Origin of the sequence: Nocardia sp. CA-129566 (genome assembly GCF_050956075.1) — a bacterium.
Lineage (GTDB): Bacteria > Actinomycetota > Actinomycetes > Mycobacteriales > Mycobacteriaceae > Nocardia.
The window spans coordinates 2,213,379-2,238,487 of sequence record NZ_CP192085.1 but is presented as its reverse complement, the minus strand read 5'-3'; the positions used below and the strand labels follow the sequence as shown (position 1 = coordinate 2,238,487).

24 protein-coding genes, 1 other RNA gene and 1 pseudogene are annotated in these 25,109 nt (G+C 65.5%); 6 read left to right on the top strand and 20 right to left on the bottom strand.

What is annotated here, in order from left to right:
* The first annotated feature begins 121 nt into the window (after positions 1–121).
* Positions 122–1,051: a Rieske 2Fe-2S domain-containing protein gene (locus tag ACQP0C_RS09940; protein ID WP_433732633.1), complete on the top strand. Its 930-nt coding sequence runs from the start codon at positions 122–124 to the stop codon at positions 1,049–1,051.
* Between the two features lie 3 nt (positions 1,052–1,054).
* Here the strand turns inward: ACQP0C_RS09940 and ACQP0C_RS09935 are convergent, their stop codons facing one another.
* The 3 genes from ACQP0C_RS09935 to ACQP0C_RS09925 form a co-directional block, all read right to left on the bottom strand.
* Positions 1,055–1,963, bottom strand: a complete 909-nt coding sequence (locus ACQP0C_RS09935; RefSeq protein ID WP_433732632.1) for an EamA family transporter — start codon at positions 1,961–1,963, stop codon at positions 1,055–1,057.
* A 78-nt stretch (positions 1,964–2,041) separates the two neighbouring features.
* Positions 2,042–3,346, bottom strand: a complete 1,305-nt coding sequence (locus ACQP0C_RS09930) for a glycosyltransferase 87 family protein (protein WP_433732631.1) — start codon at positions 3,344–3,346, stop codon at positions 2,042–2,044.
* A gap of 69 nt (positions 3,347–3,415) precedes the next feature.
* Positions 3,416–3,811, bottom strand: coding sequence for an ankyrin repeat domain-containing protein (locus ACQP0C_RS09925; RefSeq protein WP_433683310.1), 396 nt, complete (start codon positions 3,809–3,811; stop codon positions 3,416–3,418).
* A gap of 126 nt (positions 3,812–3,937) precedes the next feature.
* Here ACQP0C_RS09925 and ACQP0C_RS09920 point away from each other — a divergent pair, with 126 nt between their 5' ends.
* On the top strand, positions 3,938–4,135 hold the full coding sequence (locus ACQP0C_RS09920) for a hypothetical protein (protein WP_433732630.1): 198 nt from the start codon (positions 3,938–3,940) through the stop codon (positions 4,133–4,135).
* A gap of 51 nt (positions 4,136–4,186) precedes the next feature.
* Positions 4,187–7,240: a BTAD domain-containing putative transcriptional regulator gene (locus ACQP0C_RS09915; RefSeq protein WP_433732629.1), complete on the top strand. Its 3,054-nt coding sequence runs from the start codon at positions 4,187–4,189 to the stop codon at positions 7,238–7,240.
* A 16-nt stretch (positions 7,241–7,256) separates the two neighbouring features.
* Here ACQP0C_RS09915 and ACQP0C_RS09910 read toward each other — a convergent pair whose 3' ends face one another.
* The gene (locus ACQP0C_RS09910) at positions 7,257–8,681 is read right to left on the bottom strand and encodes a PLP-dependent aminotransferase family protein (RefSeq protein WP_433732628.1); all 1,425 of its coding nucleotides are present in this window, start codon (positions 8,679–8,681) and stop codon (positions 7,257–7,259) included.
* 64 nt (positions 8,682–8,745) lie between these two features.
* Between ACQP0C_RS09910 and ACQP0C_RS09905 the strand changes: the two genes are divergently transcribed.
* A complete protein-coding gene (locus tag ACQP0C_RS09905) occupies positions 8,746–9,087 on the top strand; it encodes a cupin domain-containing protein (RefSeq protein WP_433732627.1) in 342 nt (113 codons plus the stop codon).
* A gap of 3 nt (positions 9,088–9,090) precedes the next feature.
* Here ACQP0C_RS09905 and ACQP0C_RS09900 read toward each other — a convergent pair whose 3' ends face one another.
* Positions 9,091–9,954 carry a helix-turn-helix transcriptional regulator gene (locus ACQP0C_RS09900; protein WP_433732626.1) on the bottom strand — a complete coding sequence of 288 codons (864 nt, stop codon included), beginning with the start codon at positions 9,952–9,954 and terminating at the stop codon, positions 9,091–9,093.
* A 102-nt stretch (positions 9,955–10,056) separates the two neighbouring features.
* Between ACQP0C_RS09900 and ACQP0C_RS09895 the strand changes: the two genes are divergently transcribed.
* Positions 10,057–10,806, top strand: coding sequence for an SDR family oxidoreductase (locus ACQP0C_RS09895; RefSeq protein ID WP_433732625.1), 750 nt, complete (start codon positions 10,057–10,059; stop codon positions 10,804–10,806).
* Positions 10,807–10,854: 48 nt separating this feature from the next.
* On the opposite strand, the gene ACQP0C_RS09890 is transcribed toward ACQP0C_RS09895, so the two are convergent.
* Positions 10,855–12,462 carry a peptide ABC transporter substrate-binding protein gene (locus ACQP0C_RS09890; protein WP_433732624.1) on the bottom strand — a complete coding sequence of 536 codons (1,608 nt, stop codon included), beginning with the start codon at positions 12,460–12,462 and terminating at the stop codon, positions 10,855–10,857.
* Positions 12,463–12,627: 165 nt separating this feature from the next.
* Positions 12,628–13,527 carry a phosphotransferase gene (locus ACQP0C_RS09885; protein ID WP_433732623.1) on the bottom strand — a complete coding sequence of 300 codons (900 nt, stop codon included), beginning with the start codon at positions 13,525–13,527 and terminating at the stop codon, positions 12,628–12,630.
* Between the two features lie 100 nt (positions 13,528–13,627).
* Between ACQP0C_RS09885 and ACQP0C_RS09880 the strand changes: the two genes are divergently transcribed.
* Positions 13,628–13,927, top strand: a complete 300-nt coding sequence (locus ACQP0C_RS09880) for an acyl carrier protein (RefSeq protein ID WP_433732622.1) — start codon at positions 13,628–13,630, stop codon at positions 13,925–13,927.
* A gap of 218 nt (positions 13,928–14,145) precedes the next feature.
* Here the strand turns inward: ACQP0C_RS09880 and ACQP0C_RS09875 are convergent.
* The 13 genes and pseudogenes from ACQP0C_RS09875 to recQ form a co-directional block, all read right to left on the bottom strand.
* Positions 14,146–14,529: pseudogene (locus tag ACQP0C_RS09875) on the bottom strand (pentachlorophenol monooxygenase); the annotation flags it as partial.
* A complete protein-coding gene (locus ACQP0C_RS09870) occupies positions 14,412–14,687 on the bottom strand; it encodes an FAD-dependent monooxygenase (protein WP_433732621.1) in 276 nt (91 codons plus the stop codon). The gene ACQP0C_RS09870 and the pseudogene ACQP0C_RS09875, both read right to left, overlap by 118 nt.
* A 6-nt stretch (positions 14,688–14,693) precedes the next feature.
* The gene (locus ACQP0C_RS09865; RefSeq protein WP_433732620.1) at positions 14,694–16,010 is read right to left on the bottom strand and encodes a serine hydrolase domain-containing protein; all 1,317 of its coding nucleotides are present in this window, start codon (positions 16,008–16,010) and stop codon (positions 14,694–14,696) included.
* A gap of 130 nt (positions 16,011–16,140) precedes the next feature.
* Positions 16,141–16,350: a TetR/AcrR family transcriptional regulator gene (locus tag ACQP0C_RS09860; RefSeq protein ID WP_433734496.1), complete on the bottom strand. Its 210-nt coding sequence runs from the start codon at positions 16,348–16,350 to the stop codon at positions 16,141–16,143.
* A gap of 449 nt (positions 16,351–16,799) precedes the next feature.
* Positions 16,800–17,066 (bottom strand): hypothetical protein, encoded by a 267-nt coding sequence (locus tag ACQP0C_RS09855; RefSeq protein ID WP_433732619.1) that lies wholly within the window; start codon positions 17,064–17,066, stop codon positions 16,800–16,802.
* A gap of 484 nt (positions 17,067–17,550) precedes the next feature.
* A complete protein-coding gene (locus ACQP0C_RS09850) occupies positions 17,551–18,129 on the bottom strand; it encodes an RloB family protein (RefSeq protein ID WP_433732618.1) in 579 nt (192 codons plus the stop codon).
* A complete protein-coding gene (locus ACQP0C_RS09845; protein ID WP_433732617.1) occupies positions 18,113–19,465 on the bottom strand; it encodes an AAA family ATPase in 1,353 nt (450 codons plus the stop codon). Before ACQP0C_RS09845 ends, ACQP0C_RS09850 begins: the two co-directional genes overlap by 17 nt.
* Before the next feature lie 368 nt (positions 19,466–19,833).
* Positions 19,834–20,204: a transfer-messenger RNA gene (gene ssrA / locus ACQP0C_RS09840) on the bottom strand.
* Positions 20,205–20,401: 197 nt separating this feature from the next.
* Positions 20,402–21,265, bottom strand: a complete 864-nt coding sequence (locus ACQP0C_RS09835) for an EamA family transporter (RefSeq protein ID WP_433732616.1) — start codon at positions 21,263–21,265, stop codon at positions 20,402–20,404.
* Positions 21,262–21,735 carry an SsrA-binding protein SmpB gene (gene smpB / locus ACQP0C_RS09830; RefSeq protein ID WP_433683291.1) on the bottom strand — a complete coding sequence of 158 codons (474 nt, stop codon included), beginning with the start codon at positions 21,733–21,735 and terminating at the stop codon, positions 21,262–21,264. Before smpB ends, ACQP0C_RS09835 begins: the two co-directional genes overlap by 4 nt.
* A 52-nt stretch (positions 21,736–21,787) precedes the next feature.
* Entirely contained in the window at positions 21,788–22,036 is a 249-nt protein-coding gene (locus ACQP0C_RS09825) for a hypothetical protein (protein ID WP_433732615.1), read from the bottom strand.
* A 53-nt stretch (positions 22,037–22,089) separates the two neighbouring features.
* Positions 22,090–23,166, bottom strand: coding sequence for a metallophosphoesterase (locus ACQP0C_RS09820; protein WP_433732614.1), 1,077 nt, complete (start codon positions 23,164–23,166; stop codon positions 22,090–22,092).
* Positions 23,163–25,046 carry a DNA helicase RecQ gene (gene recQ, locus ACQP0C_RS09815; RefSeq protein WP_433732613.1) on the bottom strand — a complete coding sequence of 628 codons (1,884 nt, stop codon included), beginning with the start codon at positions 25,044–25,046 and terminating at the stop codon, positions 23,163–23,165. Before recQ ends, ACQP0C_RS09820 begins: the two co-directional genes overlap by 4 nt.
* Between the last annotated feature and the right edge of the window lie 63 nt (positions 25,047–25,109).

Here is a 25,109-nt window from a genome sequence, read left to right as displayed (position 1 = left end):
TCCAGTCTCAGCCGGGCGGTAGGCAGCGCCAATGGTCGTGCTAATGCGAAACGACCTCGAACCGAATCGGCGGCCATCTCGTAACACATAGGACAAATGTGTCGAGAACGCTGAGGTCGCGATGAGTGTCGAACACGTCAACCGCCGAACAATCGTCATCGGAGCAGGGGCCGCGGCATTTGTCGCGGCCTGCTCGACGAGCGAGCGCTCGTCAACGCCGACAACCACTTCCACCGCGACGCCAGCGACGACATCGAGTTCAGTTGCCGCCGCTCCCACCACCGAACCACCACCGCCGCCGACCGAGCAGGTGCAGGCGGGTCCCGAACCCGCGCCGGGCACCGCGCTCACACGCACCTCCGATGTGCCGATCGGCTCCGGCCTACTGCTCGGCGATACCGTCATCACCCAGCCGAGTCCTGGTAACTACCAGGCTTTTTCGGTGATCTGCCCGCATGCGGGCTGTGCTGTCAACACGATCAGCGGTGGCACCATCAATTGCCCTTGTCACGGCAGCAAATTCAACCTCGACGGATCCGTTGCCACCGGCCCCGCCACCCGGCCGCTGGCTACACGCACCATCTCCGTACAGGGGGAATGGATCGTCGCGGGCGCGTTCGCCCCGTTGCCCGCCGCCGCGCAGCAGGTCCAGGAACAACCCGCACCGGCCCAGCAGGTCGTCGAACCGGGCGCACCCGAGAACGCGCTGGCCCGCGCCTCCGACGTACCGGTCGGCTCCGGACTCATTCTCGGCGATACCGTGCTGACCCAACCGAATCCCGGTAATTACCAGGGCTTCTCGGTGATCTGCACGCATCAGGGCTGTGCCCTCAACGAAATCGCGGGCGGCACCATCAACTGCCCTTGTCACGGCAGCAAATTCAATCTCGACGGCTCCGTTGCCACCGGCCCGGCCAACGAACCGCTGTCTCGCCGTGAGGTATCGATACAGGGCGACTGGATCGTGGCAGGCGCACCGGCAACGCCGCCGGTGATCAAACCGTGGTGGTGTGAGGTACCGATCTTCGCCCCGGGAAGCGCGGGCTGCTGAGGGCTACTTTCGCCGAGCGGTTCGGGTCGCTCCGATGGAGGCGGCCACCACGCAGATCACGCCCGCCCATTGCCCCGGATTCATGATCTGGCCGAGGACGATCAGTCCGGCGAGTGCGGCGGCCGCGGGTTCGAGGCTCATCAGTACGCCGAAGACACGCGGTGGAATGCGCCGCAGCGCTTCGAGTTCCACCGAATACGGCAGCACCGACGACAGCATCGCGACCGCGAATCCGGCGGCGAGGACGGTGGGATGGAACAGCGTGGTACCCGCCTCGGCGATGCCGACCGGGACCATGAGCACACCGCCGAAGGCCATCGCGATGGCCAGACCCCCGCCGCCGCTGGTGCGGTCACCGAGTGCGGCGCTGAGCAGGATGTAGCCCGCCCAGCACGCTCCGGCGGCCAGGGCGAACAGCACGCCGGACCACCCCGCTTGCCCGCCCGACCTGGTCAGCAGCAGCACCCCGGCGGCAGCGAGCACCGCCCACACCGGATCGGCCCACCGCCGCGAGCCAGCCAGTGCGACGCCGAGCGGCCCGAGGAATTCGAGGGTCACCGCCATACCGAGCGGAATTCGGTCGATGGCTTGGTAGAAGCAGAGATTCATGCAGGCGAGCACCGCGCCGTAGCCGAGCACCACCGGCAGCGCGCGCCGCTCGATCCGCAGCCCGGACCGCCAGACGATCAACAGCACGATCCCGGCGAAGAACAGCCGCAGCGTCACCGCGCCCGCGGCCCCGGTGGCGCTGAACAGTTGTTTGGCCAGTGCCGCGCCGACCTGCACGCTCACGATCCCGATCAGCACCAAGGCCGTCGGCGGCACCCCGCCGAGCCCACGCTGGCTCACCGCGCGCACGGCCGTCAGCGGTCGCGTCGAGTTCACATTCCGTTCGAAATCGATCGCGACCACGCGGTACCCTCCATCGACAAACCCCCCGACCTTCCATCATCCGCATACTGTCAATGGATGGCGCGACCCGCGTGGGCGTCAGGCAGCGGGTCGAGGACCTGCCAGATCGACGAGATCGCCATCCTGCGGCACCGAATCCGCCTCGGCCGCAAGCGACTTCGCGCGCTTGCTGCTCACGAGGTACACCACGACCAGCAGTACGCTCAACCACACGTAGGTGTTGCCCCACAGGTGTTGCCAAGGCGTCCAGGACAATTCGCGTCGATTGTCACCGGGCATCCAGTTCTGCGGCCCGTAGACGAATGCCGCCGCGGTCACCACGATGGCCATATACCACCCGATCGCCCGCCCCCGCGGCACCGTCGTCGCATAACAGACCATCCCGAACAGCGCGGGCGCGATCATCACCCAGTGATGCGACCAGGAGATCGGCGATACCAGCAATGTGAAGACCGCATTGATCCCCAGCGCCAGCGCGGGCGCCTGTTCCGCCTGTCGCATGGCCGCGACCACCAGGACGAGCAGCGCCGCGCTCAGCACCAGCCAGAGCACGGTGAACAGCGGCTTCTCCACACCGAACCGGGCCAGCACGGCCTGAATCGACTGGTTGGTGTGGAACGACGAGCCGCTCAATCCCGAGACATTGCCGAGTCCGCCGAACCAGTAGGTGACCGACTCCTTGGGCAGCACCGCGAAGCTGAGCGCCGTCGCCACCGCACCGGTGACGGCGGCCGTCACTGCCGCGCGATAGTCCCGGCGTACCAGGAAATACAGCACGAACGCGGCCGGGGTCAGCTTGATGGCGGCCGCAACGCCGACCAGCATGCCGCGCCGCCACTTCGGCTTCTCGGTCAACGCGTCGGCGGCGACCAGGACCATGAGCAGCAGGTTGACCTGCCCGAAGTCCAGCGTCGAACGGATGGGCTCCAACAGCATGGCCAGCGGTGTCGCACACGAGGTGGCCAGCAGTGCCAGCCGCAACCCACTGCGTTCGGGCCAGCGCCGCCGCGCGACCAGATACAGCGTGACGGCCAGCGCGAGCGTCGAGGAGATGAAGAAGGTGAACGCCGCGGCATCCCAGGGCAGCAGCGCGAAGGGACTCAGCACCAGTGCGGCGAACGGCGGGTAGATGAACGGCAGGCCGATGCCAATGGTGGTCTGCGGCAGCTGGCCGTACATATCCGCGCCGTCACGCAGCGCCTCGATGCCGAGCCGGTACACCTGCAGGTCGATGAAACCGCCGGTGATCCGATGGAAGGGCCATAGCGGTTCGGTCAGGCACCACGTGGCGAAGGCAATGAGCAACACCGGCACTAGCCACACCACGCGCCCGAATCGTCGGTTCACGGGCTCGGACCTATCTCGGGTGGTGACATTACTCATCCGCGGCGACTATACCGACCCGCGCGAACGCCTCCGAATCGGCGTTCCGGCCAGTGACAATTCGGTGGCTCAGGGCGCCTCGAACAGGCGCAGCAGGTCGTTCTTACCGAACATGGCGGCCGCGGCGCGCGCGGACGGGGTTCCGGCATCCGGATCGGCGCCCGCGGCGAGCAGGGCGCGCAGGATCTCGACCTCGCCCTTGAACACCGCGCCCGCCAGCGGCGTCTGCCCCTTGTCATTGGCTCGATTCGGGTCGGCGTCGCGCGCCAGCAGGACCCGCACGGCGTCCTGATGACCGTGGTAGGCGGCCAGCATGAGCAGGCTGTCGCCGTGGTCATTGGTGAGGTTCACCGGGACACCGGCGTCCAGATACGCCGTCAGGCGCTCGGCGTTGCCCTGCCGCGCCAGATCGAAGATCTTGGTGGCGAGTTCGAGCAGTTCCGGATCCGTGTCGTCAGTGCTCATCTGCCCAGTACACCACCTGAGATCGGTCATAGCCGGTAGGTGCGGCCGAATGTGCGCGCCGGTCTGAACGTGGGCGGTCGCTGTCGATAACAGTTTGATAACTCGAAGATCGGGTACTCCCCAACTATGACAGCGACGCGAAAGCGACTGCACCGCCCCGCCGGTGTCGATCGCGGAACCGCGCTGCTGGCCTCGATTACCTGCCTGATTTTCGTGGCTGGCATCGCCACCATCACCCGATCCCTCTCGACCACCACGGCCGCGGCCGTATGCATCGCGGCCGGACTAGCAGTGACACTCGGCATCCTGCCGCACAGTCGTTAGCCACCCCACCAGAGATCCGACTCTCCTTGCCGGTACGGCAGGCTTATCGCCGTGCGTGTTTTGCTGCTGGGTCCGTTCGAGGTCCGCGATGCTGAGGACCGACCGATTCCGATCGCCGGAGTCAAAGTGCGCGCATTGCTGGCCCGGCTCGCTATGGAACCCGGCCGAGTGGTCCCCGCCGATGTGCTCGCCGACGCGATCTGGGATGGACGCCCACCGGAGAATGGCGCAAATGCCTTGCAGGCCCTGGTCTCTCGGGTTCGGCGTGCGATAGGCACGACGCGCGTCGAGGGGCGGGCGCCGGGCTATCGGCTGGTCATCGATCCCGTCGATGTGGACGTCGTTCGGTTCGAACGGCTGACCGCGGCGGGGCGGGAGTCGCGCGAGCTGGCCGCATTGCGCGAGGCCGAGGCCTTGTGGCGTGGTCCGGCGCTGACCGACCTGCTGGAGGTGCGGTTCGCGGCCGATGCGGCGGTGCGGCTGGACGAGCTGCGACTCGACGCGGCCGAATGCCGGCTCGGGCTGGAGGTCGCCGCGGGCAACGATGTCCTGGACGAACTGCGCGTACTGGCCGAGGCGCATCCGCTGACCGAGCGCATCCAGGGCCTGTTGATCCGCGCCCTGTACGCGGCGGGTCGACAGGCCGATGCACTGGCCGCCTATGAACGCACCAGAGATCGTCTCGGTGACGAACTCGGCATCGATCCCTCCCCCGAGCTGACCGAACTACACCTGTCCATACTGCGACAGGAACCGACGCCGGCCCGCCGCCGCACCAATTTGCGCGCGCAGATAACGAGTTTCGTCGGGCGCGAAGACGATGTGGCCGAACTGACCGAGCGACTGGAGACCGCCCGGCTGATCTGCATTGTCGGGCCGGGCGGCGCTGGCAAGACCCGACTCGCCGTCGAGGTGGCCGAGCGGGCCGACGATGCGGTCTGGTTGGTCGAACTCGCCGCGGTGACCGATCCGGAGCAGGTCGTCTCCGCGGTGCTCACCACGATCGGGGTGCGCGAGGTCGGACTACTCGAGCCGTCGGCGGGCGAGCCCATCGACCGGCTGGCGGAATACCTTGCGCAACAACGTGTTCTGCTGATCCTGGATAACTGCGAACATCTGGTCGAGGCGGTTGCCGCGCTCGTCGACCGGCTGCTCGGCGGGTGTCCGCAGCTGCGGGTACTGGCCACCAGCCGGGAATCGCTCGCCATCGATGGCGAACATATCCACCAGATCCGGCCCCTGCCCTGGCCCGACAATGTGGCCGATGCCGAAAGCTTTCCGGCGGTACGCCTTTTCGTCGAGCGCGCACGGGCGGTGCGCCCCGATTTCGCGCTGGACGCCGGTACCGCGCTGGCCGTGGTCGAGATCTGCCGACGGCTCGACGGATTGCCGCTGGCGATCGAATTGGCGGCGGCTCGGCTGCGGGCATTATCGGTCGGCCAGATCGCGGCGAAGCTGGATGATCGGTTCACCCTGCTCGGTCGGGGCAGCCGGACCGCGCAGGCCCGCCATCGGACACTGCGTGCGGTCATCGAATGGAGTTGGGCGCCTTTATCGCAAGCCGAACAGGAACTGGCCATGTGGCTGGCCGCATTCCCGGCCGGTGCGACCCTCGACGCCCTCGAAGATCTCGATCTGCTCACCGATCTGGTGGACAAATCGCTGGTCGAGCGCAGCGGCGAGCGGTACCGGATGCTCGAGACCATCCGGTCCTACGTGTTGCAACGATTGGCGGAATCCGGGCGTGCGCTCGCGGTCCGCGACCGGCACGCACGCCATTTCCTGCGACTCACCGAATCCGCGGAGGCCGAACTGCGCACCGCGCAGCAGCTCGGCACGCTCGCTCGGCTCGATGCCGAGCGCGACAATATTTCCGCCGCATTGCGATTCGCGGTCGACACCGGTGCTGCCGAACTCGGTATCCGCCTGATCGCGGCGATGTTCTGGTACTGGACATTGCGCGGGATCCACAGCGAACGGCTCCGTTGGACGCGAGCAGTGCTGGAGATCGGCAGCGGCGTACCCGATGAGCTGCGGGCATTGCGCGGGGTGCTCGACGGGTTGTCCCGATACGAGGCCGGGGCAATCGAGGACGGCACGCGGGCCATGGCGGCCGGTCTGGAAATCGTCAGGGGTTCAACGGATCTGCCCACCGGACCCGCCCGAACGGTATTGCTGGTCGCGCCCGCATTCCTTGAAGGGGTCGGTTTTTCGACCCCGGAATGGCCAACGTTCACCGGTTGGGAACATGGCATGGCGCTGTTGCTCGGCGCTTCGAGCATCGATCAATTGAGCACCGCGAGAACGGAGTTCGAGGCGGTGGGCGACCGATTCGGACTGTCGACAACGCTGCAATCGATCGCCGATGACCACATGCTGCACGGTGATCTGCCACAGGCGATCACCGCGCTCACCCGTGCCGCCGAGGCCTTCGAAGAGCTCGGCAGCCCGGGCGATGCGGCGGCCGTCTGCGCCGAATCGGCCATCGCCCTGGCCCGACTCGGCGAACTCGACCGCGCCGACACCGCACTGTCACGGGCACGACACCATGCGCGGGCGGCTGGCGAGCCCGGCACCACCGTCTATGTGCGGCTCGCGTACGCGGAGTATCTGATGCGTCGCGGTGATCGTAAAGCCGCGCTACGCGAACTGGATCGCGCCGAGACCGGTCTCGCGCGCACCGCCTTCGGCACCCGAGTTCGGGCTCGTAGTGCCGGTTTTCGGGCGCTCATCGCCATTCTGGACGACGACCCGGCGGCGGCGCGGCGCGTGCTCGACGCGGCAACCAAGAGGCTGATCAACCCCGGCGAATCCGCCAGCGGTGCACAACCACCGGATTTGGCGATGCTCTCCCACGTGTACGCCGCGCTGGCGGTGCGCGATCAGCCAGCCGCGGCGGCGCACTTGTTGGGTGCCGCGGCCGCCATGCTCGGCACCGCGGATCGGCGTGGCTACGACAACCTCGTCGCGCCTGCCGAGCAGGCCCGTGAAGCGCTTGGCCCCGAAGCGTTCACGGCGGCCTTCGACAGCGCAGCCGCCTCGACCCCGACCGCCGCAATCGAATTCCTACTCGCCCACGCGACTACCGCCCGGCAGACACCATAGAACTCGGCGGCGTCGGCTACACCGCCAAGGCCGGTGGCGCCGGGGTGGTCCGACTGGGTGGGTGGTAGGCGCGCCATGCGCCGGCGAGGCGATCGACCGCCTCGGTGAGCGTCTGCGGTGGATGCCGGAAGTGGATGCGGACGTAGCCGTCGCTGCGTCCCGACACGTCGAGGCCGCTGCCGGCCAGTATCGCGACACCATGGCGCAGCGCGGTCTGCGCGAAGGAACTTCCGTCGCCGTACGGCAAACGGATCCACAGGGTCTGACCACCGCGGACCGGCGTCACGGACCAGTCGGGCAACTTCCGGGACAGGGCGCCCAATACCAGATCGTGACACGACTCGCGTTGCGCGGCACGGGCCGCGCACAGGACATCTATCCGCGGCACCAGGTGGGCGGCGGCCAGCTGAGCCGGCAGGTTGCCGCCGAGGTCGTGTACCGCCCGCAGGCGTGTCAGCCGGGCGATGGTCGCTGCCGACGCACGCACCCAGCCGACCCGCAACCCACCCCAGATGTTCTTGCTCAGCGAACCGATCGTGATGACGGTGGCGGCGTCGGCGGCCAGCGGCTGCGGCAGGTCCTCCCCGGGAAAGCCCAGATCGGCCACGATTTCATCGGCGACCAACGGAACGTCCACGGCGGCGGCCACTTCCACCAGGCGCCGCCGCACCAGCGCGGAAAGTACTGCGCCAGTGGGGTTCTGGAATGTCGGGGTGACATAGGCGAGCGCGGATCGGTGCGTGCGAGCTGCCGCTTCGAATCCGTCGAGCCCGAGCGGCAGCGGATGCAGCAGCGCACCCGCCTCGCGAAACGCCTCCAAAGCGCCTGGGTACGTCGGGGTTTCCAACAGCACGCGATCACCCGGCCGCAGGAATGCGCGGGCCAGCAGCGATAGCGCCTGCTGACCGCCATTGGTTACCAGCACCTCGTCCGGCCGCGTCGGCACACCCTGCCGCAGATAGCGCTCGGCAATGGCCGTGCGCAGAGCCGGATGGCCGCCTGGGTAATAGCCGATATCGGCTGTGGTCGAGGACAATTCGGGCAGGATCTGCGCATACGCCTCGGCCACCTCCGGCGGCGGACTCTCCGGAGCGGCGCAGGCCAGCGATATGACATCGGGTCGCGGCTCGAGCAGATGCAGGAACATGGGAGCGTCGGTCGTTTCCGGTGTGGCCACCGTCGTCGCACCGGCCACCCGGGTGCCGCTCCCCCGACGCCGGACGATGCGCGCCTCCGACTCCAGCAGGTCATAGGCCGCGACGACCGTGCTGCGTCCCACGGCGAGTTGCGCGGCAAATACCCGGTCCGGCGGCAGCGCGGCGCCCGGCGGCAGCTCACCGTCATCGATCAGCTGCCGCAGCCGGGCCGCGAGCAGCACATAGAGCGGTCCGCGACCCGACGACCAGCGGCCGAGTCGCTCCGTTACAGCAATTGGCTCCATCTCCAAACCAATTCTGCCGGATTGGCCCTGTCCGCGCGCACCGGCCCCACCGAGGATCGTTCTCATGACCGAAGAAACGATCACCACGCAGGCGGTCTCCATCGATCGCGCCGTCGCGGCACTGCCCGGCCCCTTTCAGCAATCGCTGCTGGCACGGGTCAATGACACCGTCGTCAAGGTGGCCCGCCTCGAGGGTGAATTCCCGTGGCATCACCACGACGAGGACGAACTGTTCCTCTGCTGGGACGGCACGTTCCGCATCGAACTCGAAGGACATCAACCGGTGAGCCTCGGTTCCGGTGATATCTATGTGGTACCCAAAGGAATTCGGCATCGTCCGGTGGCGGACACGCCGGCGCATATCCTGCTGGTCGAGCGGCCCGAGACGAAGCAGTACGGCAACTGACGCCTACTTCTCGGAATCGACCGGGACGGAATCGGATTCGGAAATCTCACCCGCAGCGATCATGCCGAGCAGGGCGAGTGCGCGTTCGGCCGCCGATCCCAGCTCGGCATGGTAGGCGATGAGTATCTGCCCCGGAGCGCCATTGACGGTGAAGGTTTCGTAGGACAGGGCCAGATCGCCGACGAGCGGATTGCGAAACACTTTGACGCCAGCGGTTTTCACGCGAACGTCGTGGCGGGCCCACAGCCGCCGAAAATCCTCACTCTTCAAAGACAATTCACCGACCAGATCGGTCAGGCGCGGATCGTCGAGGTCCGTGCCTGCGGTGGCGCGCAGACTGGCGACGGTATCGGCGGCAATGGTCGGCCAGTCGGCATAGCAATCACGCGCCGCCGGATCGAGAAAGATGGCCCGCACCATATTGACCCCTCGGGCGGAACAGGAATTGACGGCGGTCGCCAAGGGGTTCGCGGCGAGCACATCCATATAGCGGCCGAGTACCAGCGCTGGCGTATTCGGCCAGGCGGCCAGCAGCCGGAGCAGGCCGGGTGCGACCCGCTCGGGTCGTCGTGGGGCTCGCTTGCGCCGCGCGCTCGGTCGCGCCAACTCCCGCAGGTGCGCCAGCCCCTCCTCGTCGAGCGCGAAAACCCGCGCCAGTGCCTCGACGACCTGCTCGGACGGATGTTTATCGCGCCCCTGTTCCAGCCGCACGTAGTAGTCGGCGCTCATACCGGCGAGCATCGCCACTTCCTCACGGCGCAGCCCGGCGACTCGCCGCTGCCCGCCGCCGGGAATCCCGAACTCCTCCGGACGCGCCAGCTCGCGGCGTGCGCGCAGGAAGGCGCCCAATCGGTTCTCGGACTCCATCCACCCCAGCGTAGGCCAACCGGTTCGAGCCTGGGTGGCCCTGCCGCTACCAGGAAGTCCGCAGCCTGGCGGGTCCCGGCGGCGGCTACGAACGTGGTGGTCATGACAGACAACCTCGAAGGCCGCACCGCGGTAGTCACCGGAGCATCGAGTGGTATCGGCGCCGCCACCGCCCGACAGTTCGCACAGCACGGCGCCCGGGTCGCGCTGCTCGGCAGGCGCAAGGATCGGATCGAAGAACTCGCCGCCGAGATCGGCGCGGCGGCCATCGCGGTGGTCGCGGATGTGGCCGATCAGCAGTCGGTGCGTGATGCCGCGGCCACGGTGCGCGCGGCATTCGGTCCGGTCGATATCGTGGTCGCGAACGCGGGCGTCATGCTCGCCGCGCCGTTCGATTCCGCGCACACCGAGGAATGGGATCAGATGGTCGGCACCAATATCAATGGATTGCTCTACACCGGAAGGGCTTTCATCGATGACCTGCTGGCCGCGGCGGGCGAGGGCCGCCGGGCCGATCTGGTCCATGTCGGCTCGATCGGCGGGCACACGGTCTTCCCCAACTACGGTGTCTACACCGCCACGAAGGCCGCCGTAGCCCACCTGACCCGCAATCTGCGTGCGGAATTCGGCCCGCGCGGAGTCCGGGTGAAGAATATCGAGCCCGGTATCGTCGGCACCGAGCTCGGTGCTGGCATGCGCGATGAGCAGCAGCGGGCCGGGCTCACCCAGTGGCGCAGCGAACTGGAGATCCTGCGACCCGGCGATATCGCCGATGCGATCGCCTATGCCGTGGCAGCGCCGCCGCGGATGAACGTGGCCGAACTCATTGTCGTGCCGACGCAACAGGGCTGAAAACCGATGCGGCGGGCGCACTTTCGCTGCGCCCGCCGCAGCTCGGTCCTACTTCTCGATGCCCTCGAAATCGAACAGGCCGTTCCACGCGAGATCGGCCTTGTTCACCTTCTCGGATCGACCGGCCGCGGCGACGTAGTCGAAGAGCGGAATATCGGCCATATCTTTGAGCAGCAACGCCTGTGCTCGCCCCACGATTTTGTACGACTCCTCCAGCGTCGGCGCGGCAAGGGCGGCGTCGAGCAGATGGTCGAATTCGGGGTTGTTGTAATTGACGTTGTTGGTCTCGGAGAAGCTGTAGTACTGCGAGGTCAGGAACTGCAGCATGGTCGGGTAGTCACCTTGCCAGCCGTATCGGAACGCCTTACCGATCGTCTTGGCGTTGATCAGATCGCGGATGTTCTTGAAGGTCGGATAGGGCACACCGACCGCGTCGATGCCGAGCACATTCTTCACGCTATTGGCCACGGCCTCGACCCAGCCCTGGTGGCCGCCATCGGAGTTGTAGGCGATCTCGTAGCGGCCCGACCACGGTGAAATGGCATCGGCCTGCGCCCACAGCTTCTTGGCCTCCTCCGGGTTGTAGTTCAGAACCTCTACGCCGGGCAGGTTTTCATCGAATCCGGGCAGGGTGCGCGCGGTGAAATCGCGGGCTGGCTTGCGGATGCCGTGGAAGATGTTCTCGCAGATCTGTTCCCGATTGATCGCCATCGACAGCGCCCGGCGCCGCAGCAGTCCCTCCTGGCCGCCGAAGTGCGCAACATTGGTCTGGATGCCGACGGCCTGCTTATAGGCGATCGGCTTGGTGATCGCGCGCTCGCCCAGATCCTTCTTATAGGTCGACATGGCGCTATCGGGCACGATATCGAGGGTATCGAGATTGCCCGCCTGCAGATCCGAATACGCCGTGTCATAGGACTGGTACATCACGAAGCGCAGGCCCTTGTTCTTCGGCGGGCGTCCGCCCCGATAGTACGGATTGGGCACCAGATCGATCTTGACGTTGTGCTCCCACGCGCCGGGGCGCGCGAACTGGTACGGGCCATTGCCGATCGGGTTCTCACCGAAGGCCTTCATATCCTTGAAGGCGGCCTCGGGCAGCGGATAGAACGGTGCGAAGCCCAACTCGGTCTCGAAATCAATGGACGGCTGCTTCAACGCCACCGTAAAGGTGCGGTCGTCGACCACCTTCAGTCCCGACATGGCCTGCGCCGTCGGCTTTTCCGCCGACACCTCGTCGAAGCCGACGATGGGTGCGAAAACATAGTTCTGCAACTGCGCATTGGTACCGAGGGCGCCGTAATTCCAGGCGTCCACGAACGACTTCGCCGTCACCGTGGTGCCGTCGGAGAATTTCCGATCCGGTTTGATGGTGATGGTGTAGGTCTTGCGGTCGGTCGTCTTGATCGACTCGGCCAGCTCGTCGTGCGCGATACCGTTCGCGTCGTAGTACTTCAGTCCCGCGAACAGCCGGTCCACGACCCGGCCACCCATGTTCTCATTGGTATTGGTCGGCACCAACGGGTTCTGCGGCTCACCGCCATTGGTGGTGACGATATCGGCATCGGCACTGTCACTCGACGAACATGCGGTCAGTCCGAGGCTTGTGGCCAGCAGTACCGCCGCGGTCAACGCTGTAGCTCTGTTGAATCTCAACGCATTCTCCCATGTTCCATTGTGGAATGCCTTTGGACAGTAGCCATTCGAACCAGCGTTGTCCCGAAATCCACCGATCACCGGATGATTTCGCGATTGCCGGGACTTCACCGAGCCGGCGCGCGGTGGACAGTGCGATGACCTCGACCGTAGTGTCGCCGCCGGTTATGCCAGCGCCGTCCAGCCGCTCCACGGCCGCGGACCGATATCGCCTCGGACACAGGCCAACCGCAGTTCCGCCTGCTCCTGGTAGGCGGAATTCGCGGCGGCCGCCTGCGCCGCCATCGTGGCCATCCGGAACTCCCGAATATCGCGCAAAAGGTAGTAGCCGCCCCAGCGCATCACATCGCTGCCGTAGCCACAGCAGTACTGCGCATACTGCTCGCCGGTGATCCAGCCGAATGACGCACACTCGATCGCCGCGTGCACCAGATCCCATTCCGGTGGACCGATCGACAGCTGGCCCGGATCGAGCAGGATCACGCTGCCGTCCTCGGCGACAACGACATTGCCGCTCCACGCGGCGCCATGGATAACGCCCCACGGGCGCCCGGCCGGCAGCGTCGCCCACCGCCCGCGCAGTTCCGCCAAATGCCTACGCAACCAGGACCTATCGTCGGCGCTCATGGTGTGTGCCGCGGCAATGCGTTCATCGAGTCCGACAAAGGGCGCCACCTGCCCGAGCTCCAGATCGGTCGGCGGCGAAAGTCCGTGCAGCCGCGTCAGTGCCGCGGCCACCTCCGCGGGTATGCCTGCCCGATGCTGTGGCAGCGCATGCCAGAAGGTCACCGCGCGCCCGTCCACCACGACCGGCTGCCGAATATCGGCAACGGGCTGCATCACCGGGATTCCGGCCGATGCCAACCACCGGGCGACATCGACCACACGTCTGGCCGCGCCCTCCTGCCCCGGCGTGCCGATCCGTACCATCACGCCGTTGGGCAACCGGTAGTCGACCTCTTCGGTGACTCGACCCAGTTGCGCACCCGCGGCATTGATTCCGGCACTCACACAGGCGGTGCGCAGAATCGGTCCCGTCCCATTGCCCAGCCGCATCGCGGTCATTGCTCAATGGTAGCGGTTGATCCCACGAATTATGTTGATTCACAATCAATCCGATGCGCGAGCTATCGCGCCGACCGAGATGTTGCCCGCGAGTTGCCAAATGGTTGACTCGGCTCGGCGACCAGGCTGTTTGGATCTGCTCGAGGTCCACGCCCAGGTGCCGGAGCAAGAGTCGACCCTGACAGCCGAAGATCTCACGGCCGAGGTCAGCACGTCCGTCGCAGACGCCATCGGCCTGGACAAGGCCCCGATCAAGCCGGAGTCGACGCTGATCGGCGAGCTCGGCGCCGAATCGATCGAACTGCTGGACATGGGGTTCCGCATCCACCGGGACTCCGGAGTCGAGATGTCCGGCGCCGATGTAGCCGCGCTGTTGCGGGGGAAATATTCCCGACGATGAGTTCGGCGCCGAGATGGTCAGCGAGATCGGGTTGGCCCCGCTCGAGCGGGTACTACTGCAGTTCGACCGTGACTCGCTGACCCGCCTGCTGCGCAGTGATCAGGTGCCGAGTTGGTAACCGACGGCAATCTGATCGATCTGGTGCATCGACTCGCGGCGCGGGACAACGACCGGGCCGCGTCTTTGGAGGTGGGTGCCGAACTCTAGATCCTCGGCGAGCCGTGCGCCGCGACGCTCGCGGCGGCGGCCAGTTGCTCCAGCTCGCTCAGTTCGGTCGCGGTGGTGGTGTCGGCGTAGATCAGGATCGTGTGATCGATCCGGCCGAGCAATGAGAACAGCCGAACGTCGAAGGTGACGGCATCGCGGGTGAGCCCGAGAACATCGGGTGCGCGGCTGCCCGCCCTCGGTTGCGGCTCATCCGGACTGGTCTTGCCGACTATCGGACTGTCGCCATAGTCGATCAGCAACTGGGCCTCGCGCCGGATCACAAAGTCCGGATCCGTCGAATCCGCGCCGATGCCCTCGCGGGCACTGCGCACGGTTCGGCCGACCACCTCTTCGCCGACGGGCCTGCGCTCGGCGTCATAGCTGTCCAGCAGACCAGCGGTGCACGGGGTTGAATACCAACGGCTTTCGCATACTGGGGCGGCTGCGGTAATGGGTCGACGATCCGGCACGGCACGCCCCTGCGTCGTAACTCGATCGCTGCGGTCACGCCGATCGGCCCGGCGCCCGCGACGATTATCTCGGCATTGTCCATCCGGCATCACCGACCGGGGGTTGCGGTTTCCGCGGAACTGCGCGGCGGCGCAGTCGTACTCGTATTCGCCGCGGCCGGATCTCGCCCTGGTACGGCATCGGCACCATAGAAGACCGGCAGCATGGCTTTCAGCAGTACCAGCGCCGACCCCTCGCCCGACGGCACCGTCGCGAGGTTGGTGCAGATCACGATCGTGAGATCCGACGCCGGGTCGTAGCCCATGAACGTCATGAATCCCGGAATCTGACCGTCGTGACCGATGAGATGCGGACCGAATCGCGCGATACCGAGACCGTATCCGGCATTCTCCGGGTTGGCGGGATCGATCGGCTGAATACTGTCGAGCCGAGTCCTCTGCATCTTCGCGTCCAGCAGTCCGCCGCCGACCAGTGCCTTCACATAGGTGGCCAGATCTTCGGCCGTCGAAATCGCGCCGCCAGCGGTCCACGCCCAGGACGGGCTCGCGTTCGTCTCATTGTTGGGTTTCAGGGTGCCCGCCACCGCCGCCGCTTGTTCCGCGGCGGGAAGTGCGAACGTTTCGATGGTGGACACATTGGTACCGAAGGAATAGCCCTGCGGGTGCGGATCCGGTATCGAAGAGTCCGCGGCCGCGGGCAGCGACGTGTGCTTCAGCCCGAGCGGTCCGAAGATGTGCTGCCGAAAACTCTCGGCAGCAGTCATTTTCGTGACCTGCTCGATGACCAGCCCGAGCAAGATCGTATTGGTATTGCTGTACTCGAACTTCTCCCCGGGCTGGAAGTTGACCGGATGCGCGAACGCGATCGCCAGCAACTCCTCCGGCGTCCAAACCTTCTGCGGATCACTGTCGAGCGTGGCATTGAACTGCGGATCGAACGTGTAACTGTATAGACCACTTCGCATTTCGGAGAGCTGCGCAATGGTGATCCGATCACCGTTCGGCACTCCCGGCCAGTATTTGCCAATGGGATCATCGAGCGCGAGCTTGCCCTCCTGCACCAACCGCAGAATCACCGTCGACGTCATGGTCTTGGTATTGCTGCCCACCCGGAAGTAGTCACCGACCGACATCGGCTCACTGGCATCGACAGTTCGACTACCAAAAGCCTCCGCCCAATCCCCTTGCTTCCCCGACCTGACAACCACCACCGCCCCCGGAACAACGTTGTCCTTCATCACCGTGGTTATCGCCGATCGGAGACCCGCGACATACGCGGGCTCAGCATGCCCCCCTCCCGACACAGTCGAATGCGTACTCCCGGAACTCCCACCGGAATCCGTAGAAGTCCCGCAGCCCACCACAACCAACAGACCCGCAGCCGCGACACACGCAACGACACCCATCCGATGTCCCATAACTCTCCGCCCAAGGTTTGCTGGAACGTGGCTATGCAACGCGCAGCCACCATAACCCCACACCACACTGCCTCGGGCAGAAATGCCCGACCCCAAACGCCCCATCAGCCGGTCGGCGTCACATCGTCGGAAACCAACCTACTGTCGCCTGTACCTGCTCGGTTTCTCGGATGTGGTTGTCGACGGCTGCGGCGAGGACGCCTTCCTTCGATGGGAAATGCCGGTAGAAGTCGCCGCCCCGACGAGCCAGCCCAGCGTCACTTTCGATGTCACCGACGGTGGTGCCCGCAAAACCGTTGTCCGCGAATAGTTTCAGAGCCGATCGTATCAGTCGCTCGCGCGTCGAATCGCCGACCTCGACTGTCGCGGAGGTGGCCGCTCCGGCCTCCGGTGCGTCGAGCGCTCGGACTTGGGCGGGAGACGTCTCGGCATCTGGTCATGACGGCGACGATCGACACCGCCGCACCGGACCAGGTCTGAAACGTCGTGTCCGACCTCGAGCCGATGCCCGAGCGGAGCACGCAATATCAGCTGATGCGGCCATTGGGCACCCTGCGGGAAGGCACGTCTACCTAGCCAGCCGCGGCGGCTATCAGGACTCCATCCTGCCCAGCGGATACCCCACCGGCACCCTTACCGAAGCCCTCGACTGCCTGCGCCCTCTATCTCGATGCCCCCACTCCCCTACCTTGTCGATCATTGCCCAGTCAGCGACAAACGATGCGGGAATATTGAATTCACCGCAGCGTCAATGCCGACGAGCCTTCCAGCGATCGCTTACTGAGGGAAGCGACGAAGTGCTTTGAGATCTCGAAGCGCCACCGCGGCGTCGTCCGACATCTCCCACCCTGAGGACTCTACGATCTCGACGACCGGCACCTCACCGCCGGCGTCGAGCTCATTCAGCCGGTACGCGATGTAGTCGGCATCGGGATCATCGCGGCGACGGCCGAGCACTTCGAGGACCGCGACGATGCCAGCTGCACCGCCCTTCCTCGCCAGCACCTCCGCCGCATCAACCTCCATCGTGACGAACTTCGTCATCGAGCAGCTCCGTCAACCTGTCCCTCGCTCTGACATCGTCCACGAACTCACCCAACTCAGGGATGGCATTCACGCGCGTCAAACCATCGCTACTGCGCGAGCGCGCAAGAATATCTTCCAATCGGCTCTTACCCGCTGGGTTCATCAGGAAATTTCCTCCGCTGTCGCTGGACTCACACTGTGCCTATTGGGGCTTTTCCGAGGTCTTCCAGGGTTTTGCGGAGTTCAGCGCGCAGAACGTCGTGAGCTTGTTTCTGATCGCGGCAGCCCTGCGCGAGTTCGGTATAGGCGCCGGCGACGTCGGAGGCTGCGACCGAGCCACCCCAGTTTGCCCCGAAATCCGCTGATCAAGGGCCAACTACCAATCCGAACCCGATCGCCGGGGCCGAAGCCCGACGAAACATCGAGGCTAAATGCTCCTGCCCCGCAGACGAAGCCTCTCTCTCCGCGCCCGTCCAATCCGCGCCGACCGAGGTCGCGACCGCTACGGGGATTCAGGCAGCATGAGTTCCACCAGCTTCCACACACCAGTCGACGGATTGGCGCGATGCTCATCGCCGTCGTCCACGCTCCGCGACTTCGCGCGTCGCACGGCTTCCTCCACACCCTCGATGTAGTCCGCCATACGGAGGGCAGACTTGTCATAGGCAGGAACGTGCTTTTTGAGCCGCTTCTCGACGTCTCGAAAACCTGTCAGGGCGGCATCGCAATTCTCGAAGTGAAGCAGCAGCCAGTACTCGAAACACGGATTCGACACCGCCAGATCGATTTTCGACGTCCGCGCCATTCGGATCGCTTCGGAGTAGTCGAACTCATCGACGTCGAGAACGCACCAGATCTGGTCGTAGTCGGCACGTTGCCTGGCCGCAAAGGCAACGACGCGCTTGGGATCCTCGGGTCGCACCGTCACCGTGGACTTAGTTGCCGGATTGCGCAGGTGTCGACGTAGACCGTGGAAGTACGCGGGCTCGGTGACTTCGCCGCCGCACACGATCAGAATCAGCGTTACCGGATCGCGGAACGGCGCCCGTCGACGGCGCGAGTTCTCACGCCGGGTCGACATGCCGCAAAGCGTCTGCGAGTCGGTGGAAGTCGACCCGCGGGATCGCGCCGAAACTTCCTCCGAGATAGCGACGTTCGAGATTGTGCTCGTTGCGCGGCTTGTAATCGGTCAAGGGATACAGTGAGCTGACCCCGTTCGCGTCTTTCTCGACGAACCACACCTGATCGCGGCGCAGCAATCCATCGGGACGAGCGACCGTACCAAGGAGAGAGGAGTCGTGCGTCGTCAGGATCAGTTGCGCGCCATGAGGATTGGTCTCATCTGATTGGAACAGTTCGATCAGCGACGCGGTGAGCAGCGGATGAAGACTGGTGTCGATCTCATCGATGACCAGAACCCGCCCATGATCGAGCGCGTCCAGAACTCCGGGCAGGATCTCGAGCCAGGCGATGGTGCCCGCGGACTCCTGCTCCAGCGACAGCACTGTCCCCTCGCTGCCGTGATGAACGAATACCAGCGGAGGCAATGCGTGAGCAACACTATCCCCGTGCACATCGTGCACCGCAGGAATCCTCTCCGTCGAGTCATCGACTTGCGCTTCACTTTTCGAAGCGAACTCATCGAGCATTTTCAGCCCTGTGATGTCGAGCCGTTGCCCGGGCGGGATGGAATCGAGCAGAGCCTCGGGAACAACAGGTGTATCGATGGCGGCAATTCCGAAGTCTGCCTCTTGAACCAACTCCACCAGACGAGCCCCCTCCGCCGCCGAACCACGCAGTAGAACTCTACGCAGGCGACGCGCGATCGCAGCGGTCGAAACACGTCGCCCGTCGGACAGAATCAGCGTTTCACGGAACCAGCGGTGTACCGGCTGGAACATATCCGGCCTGGCCTGAGCAACAGCACTCAGGAACAGGGCATTTGGTCGGGTGAGCTCCTGCATGATTTTGAGCTGAGCCCGATGCTCGGCCATCACCGCCCCAGAGCTGTACTCGTCCCCGGTCCGCTGGAACAGCACCCGCTTACGCTTCTCCGGATAGCTGAAAAGCCATTCCTCGAGCACCCGCTCGTTATCGACCGTGAACCCATACGTCCACGGAATCCCGTCGGCCACGATCTCGACGACGAAAGTGGACGCGACAGAGAATATGTGACTAGTCCGAAAGCTGTAAGGAGCACGCGGAACACCCGCGAAGGGCTCCCACTGGGAGAATGACTGGGTCACCGCCCGCTGCATGAACCGGAGCCCATCCAACAGGTTGGACTTCCCCGATGCGTTCGCCCCGTACACCGCGGCAACCGGAACGGCAGGCCGATCGCCCGAGGCAGGCATCAGCAGCAACTCGTTCTCGTCCGCGAACGAACGATGGTTGCCGACTCTGAAGCTACGAAGCATCTGCCACCTCCCAACACCGAGTTGAAGACCCCTTTAGACAGCATACCTGCAAGATCCGCCCCGAAATGCCTCAGAAATCAAACTCAAGCCATGCCGGCCAGTGGAGCCGCGGACTGGTATCGGCGCCGAGAACGAGAACGAACTACATGGCCGAGACCATCGCAGTCACGCCATCCGCAGCCGGAGAACACCTGGAGCCACGCATGGGTCATCGCGACCGCTGTCACCCCGTCCGCCAGTGCTCATCGGCAGTTACTAGACAGCACAAAACCCTGCCCGCGCTTCTACTCCGGGATCAGACTAGAGCCGAGTAGGTAGACCCAGCGCATGAAAAAGGCCCCTCACCTGCTGTCCAGGTGAGGGGCCTCGAGTGGAGCTGCCGGGAATCGAACCCGGGTCCTCCGCCGCGTCTTCAGGGCTTCTCCGTGTGCAGTTCGCTAGGTCTCTGCTCGGATCTCCGGGTCTCGCGAACAAGCTCGGATGACGATCCCAGTCACTGTTGGATGTCCCGTCCGGCTCCGCGACCGAGTCGGACGGTAATTCCCTCTAGCTGATGCCAGTACCCGGGTCGAGGGACGAACCCGGACTGACAGAGACGCCTGCTACTTAGGCAGCGAGGGCGTACTCGCGCTGATTGGAATCGGCGCTTAATTGGTTGCAACGACGCTTACGGTGGTCTCTTGCCTGCACCGACACGCTTCCCCTGAATCAACGTACGCAGTCGAAACCGTTCAGCCCCGTACGTCCCGACACCTTGTCGGGCTAGTTATGTTAACACTCGGCCATGCCGGGTTCATTCCATTATCCCCGTAGCTGGTTTCAGGCCTCTGACCTGCGCGGAAACAGGGTCGGGCGCGCCATTGCGCGATGTCACTGCCGCCCATCCAGCCCCATCAGTCTCTCCTGCATACCGCGCTGAGGACTCCGGCGAACCGATCAGGCCGCCGCGATCAACCCGACCGACCCGAGCGCCAGCACCATCCCGACCTGTTGCTGTCGGCCGACTCGCTCGCCGAGCAGGACCATCGCCAACAGGACGGTCGCGGCCGGGTACAGCGAACCGATCACACTGACCAGCGACAGCATCGAACCATGGAAGGCGTAGAGCAGTGCGGCATTCGCGATGGTGTCCAGCACCGCGATACAGGCCGCCAACCGCAGTGGTTCACCGCGCAGCGGCCGGAACTCCCCCGCCGATAATGCGATCAGCCAGACCATCGGACTTGCCGCGCCGCGTTGGGCCAGCAGCGGCCAGACCCCGGCGCTCGCGTGGGTTTCGTGCAGGAAGACGAAGGCGAGTCCGAAGGCGGCGCCCGAACCGATGGTGAGCAGCGCGACTTTCCTGGTGAAGCGCAGCTCACGCCCGCCGGTGATCTCCTCGGTGACGTCATCGGGCGACTCGCGGCTCACCAGGTACACCGCGCCGAGTGCGAATACGATGCCGGCGATGGCGAGCGGGCCGGGGCGCTCGCCGATCAGCAGACCGACCAGCACCGGAATACCCGCGACCAACAGCGCCGTCAGCGGTGACACCACCGCCATCGGGCCGCTGGCCAGCGCGGCATAGAACCACCACACCGCGAACCCGCTCGCCACACCGGCAGCCAGTCCCCACAGCATCGACGCGGTGTCCGGCGTTCCACCGATCAGTGGCAGCAGCACGAGGACCAACAGCGTCGACATCGGATAGGACACGATCACGACGCGCAGGGCGGTCACCCGCCGCGACGCCACACCACCGAAGAAATCACTCACGCCGTAGCCGACCGCGGCCACCAGCGCCAATAGAACAGCGGTCAACGCATGCCTTTGATGCGCCGTCCCAGCTCGCGGGTGACCTCGCGCTCGGCGGTGCGCCTGGCCATATCCTGCCGCTTGTCGTAGTCCTGCTTACCCTTGGCCAGCGCCAGCTCGACCTTGACCTTGCCATCGGAGAAGTACATCGATAGCGGCACCAGCGTCTGGTTGCCCTCACGTGATTTGCCGACCAGCCGCTCGATTTCGCGCTTGTGCAGCAGCAGCTTGCGTACCCGTCGCGGTGAGTGGTTGGTCCAGGTGCCGTGGCTGAACTCGGGAATGTGCAGGCCTCGCAGCCACACCTCGCCGTTATCGACGGTCGCGAAGGCGTCCACCAGCGAGGCCTTACCCTCGCGCAGACTCTTGACCTCGGTACCGACCAGCGCGATCCCGGCCTCGTAGGTGTCCAGGATCGTGTAGTTGTGCCGCGCCCGGCGGTTGGTCGCGATGACCTTGCGCCCCTTCTCCTTCATAACGGTCAACTTTAAGTGACTCGGCAACCGGATTATTCCGCGCCCGCTTCCGCTAGCCCCCTGGCCGGACCAGGAGGTACAGCACGAGCACCGCGATGAAGGCCCCGACCAGCAATAGCGTGGTCACACGCGGCAGACCGCGTGGACGCGGTGGCGGCGGCGGGCGATGGCGCAGCCAGACCGAATCCACCGCGGGGTCGTGGGTGCCGCGACGATAGGGCGGCGTATCGCCGGGGTCGCTCGGCGGGGAGCCGCCGAGGTCGGGCCCGTCGTCGGCGGGGCGGTGATCACCGGATGCCATAGCGTGCACGGTAGCCGCCGCAACGGTCCGATGCCGCGCAATTCTGTTGCGATTCAGGCAAGTCGGCGCGCGAACGCCTCGGTGGCGGCGCCGCTGGCGAGATCGACGGTGACCACGGTCAGGTCGACGCTGCTCGCAGTGAGGTCCATGATCATGAAGCCGAGCTCGTGATAGTTCTCGAAGAGCGCGGGGTTGCCGGAGCCGCCGGGATTCAGCTTCGGGTCGGCGGCCACGGTTTTGGCGGCCGCGCCGGAGACCAGCTGACGGGTGCCCTTCGACGCGGGGGTCGGCTCGAGCACCTGGAGCGAGTGATCATGCCCGGACAGGATGAAGTGGCAGTTGCCGACGATATGGTCGTCGAAGAACCGCTTCGCGTGGATGCCATTGATGGGTGCCACGGACAGCCCCTCGTAGCGGCCAGCGTCACCGTGCGGACCGTTGTTGAGATAGGGGTGGTGGGTGCAGGCGATCTTCCACTCGGCGGGTGATTCGGCGATGGCGCGATCGAGCCAGGCGCGCTGCTCGTTCATGAACTGGCCGTCGACCTCCCAGTACGGAGCGAAGATCGGCGGCACGTATGAGGCGAGCGGATTCACGTCGAGGACGAAGAACTCGACCACCGGCTGCCGTTCGGGCACCCGAACCGAGTAGTACCGGCTCGGCATCCACCAGCGCGGCGAATTCGCGTGGTACTCGACCTCATTGTTGCCGCGCAGCAGCCAGCCACCGTCGCCGCCGAGGACCGAACTGTTGTCGTGATTGCCGAGCACCATCAGCCACGGGAAATCCAGTCCCGCATTGGGGTTTTCGAATTTCTCGGCGAACTGGGCGTCGACCGCGCTGTTCGGGCCGCTCTCGTAGATATTGTCACCGAGCCCGAGGGCGAGTGAAAACGGTTGGCGGCGATGGTAATCCCGCATGGCATCGGCGACGGCCCATTGGGTGCGGGTGCCGGTGCCCGCATCGCCGGTGATCAGCAGGCGCACGCTACGGTCGGTCGGAAAGTCGAATTTGGTGACGCCCGGTGCGACCGGAACCGCGTCGGCGGGCGACAGACCGACCAGTGAGACGCCCGCCGCGGCGGCGGCGCCCGCGAGAAATCCACGCCGCCCGATCGGATTGTCGTTCATGCCCCGGCCTCTCCGGCCAAGACGGCCAGCACACCTTCACCGTATTTCGCCAGCTTGTTCTCACCGACGCCGCCGACCGATCCGAGTTCGGACAGGTTCGCGGGCCTGCGGGCAACGATCTCCCGCAGCGTCGCGTCATGGAAGACGACGTAGGCGGGCACACCCTGTTCCTTGGCCGTCGCGGCCCGCCACGCACGCAACTTCTCGAAGACCGGCACATCCGCAGGCGACAGATCGGCGGCCGGTGACTTACCCTTCGCCGTCTTGACCGCCCTGGCCGGTTTCACCGCGCGCTCGGGCTCGCGGCGCAGCAACACTTCCCTACCGTCGAACAGCACCTCATTGCTCGCCTCGGTGAGAGTGAGCACTCCATAGTCACCGTGCACGGCCAGCAGACCCTGTGCGAGCAATTGCCTTACGACACCGCGCCATTCGACATCGCGCAGATCGGTGCCGATACCGAAGACCTTCAGCTCATGGTGATCGTGTTGCAGCACTTTGGGATTCGATTTGCCGAGCAGGATGTCGACGATATGCCCCGCGCCGAAGCTCTGTCCGCGTTCACGTTTCAGGCGCAGCACCGTGGAGAGCACCTTCTGCGCGGGCACCGTACCGTCCCAGGACTGCGGCGGGGTCAGGCAGGTGTCGCAGTTACCGCAGGCCTGTCCCGGCTGTCCGAAGTACGCCAGCAGCTGAGTCCGCCTGCAGGACACCGTTTCACACAGTGCGAGCATCGCGTCCAGATGCAACTGCAGCTGTCTGCGATGCGCGGCATCGCCATCGGAGGAGTCGATCAGCTTGCGCTGCTGCACCACATCGGCGAGCCCGTAGACCATCCAGGCGGTCGACGGCAGTCCGTCGCGACCCGCGCGCCCGGTCTCCTGGTAGTAGCCCTCCACCGACTTGGGCAGATCGAGATGGGCGACGAAGCGCACATCCGGCTTGTCGATGCCCATGCCGAAGGCGATGGTGGCGACCACGATGAGGCCGTCTTCGCGCAGGAATCGCGCCTGGTTGGCCGCGCGGGTGCGGGAATCCAGGCCCGCGTGATACGGAACCGCATCGATGCCATTGTCGGTGAGGAAGGCCGCAGTCTTCTCGACCGAATTGCGCGACAGGCAGTAGACGATGCCCGCGTCCCCGGCATGTTCGGCCTTGATGAACTCCAGCAGTTGCTGATCCGGCCGGTTCTTGGGTTCGATCCGGTACTGGATATTCGGCCGGTCGAAGCTGGCGACGAAGCGCCGGGCGGAGCCGAGGTCGAGCCGCTCGACGATCTCGTCGCTGGTCTTGGCCGTCGCGGTCGCGGTGAGCGCGATGCGCGGCACTTGCGGCCAGCGCTCGTGCAGCATCGACAGAGCCAGATAGTCGGGGCGGAAGTCGTGACCCCACTGCGAGACGCAGTGCGCCTCGTCGATGGCGAACAACGCGACCTTGCCGCGATCCAGCAGGGCGGCCGTCGATTCCAGGCGCAGCCGCTCCGGCGCGAGGTAGAGCAGGTCCAACTCCCCCGCGACGAATTGCGCCTCCACCATCCGCCGCTCATCCGGGAACTGGGTGGAGTTCAGGAATCCGGCACGCACGCCGAGCGCGCTGAGCGCGTCCACCTGATCCTGCATCAATGCGATCAGCGGCGACACCACCACACCGACACCGGGACGCACCAGCGCGGGCACCTGATAGCACAGTGACTTACCGCCGCCGGTCGGCATCAGCACCAGTGCGTCCCCGCCGCCGATCACATGCTCGACGATCTCCCGCTGATCGCCACGGAAGCTGTCGTAGCCGAATACCCGGCGTAGAACCTCTTGTGCCGCACCGGATTCGGCGACCGGGTCGCCATCGGTCAGAACAGCCGCGAAAGCATCGGGGGATTCCACGCGGCCCATCCTACGAGCGCGGTCGGACAACCGAACCCCTAGCTCGGCGCGGATCGCAGGTGC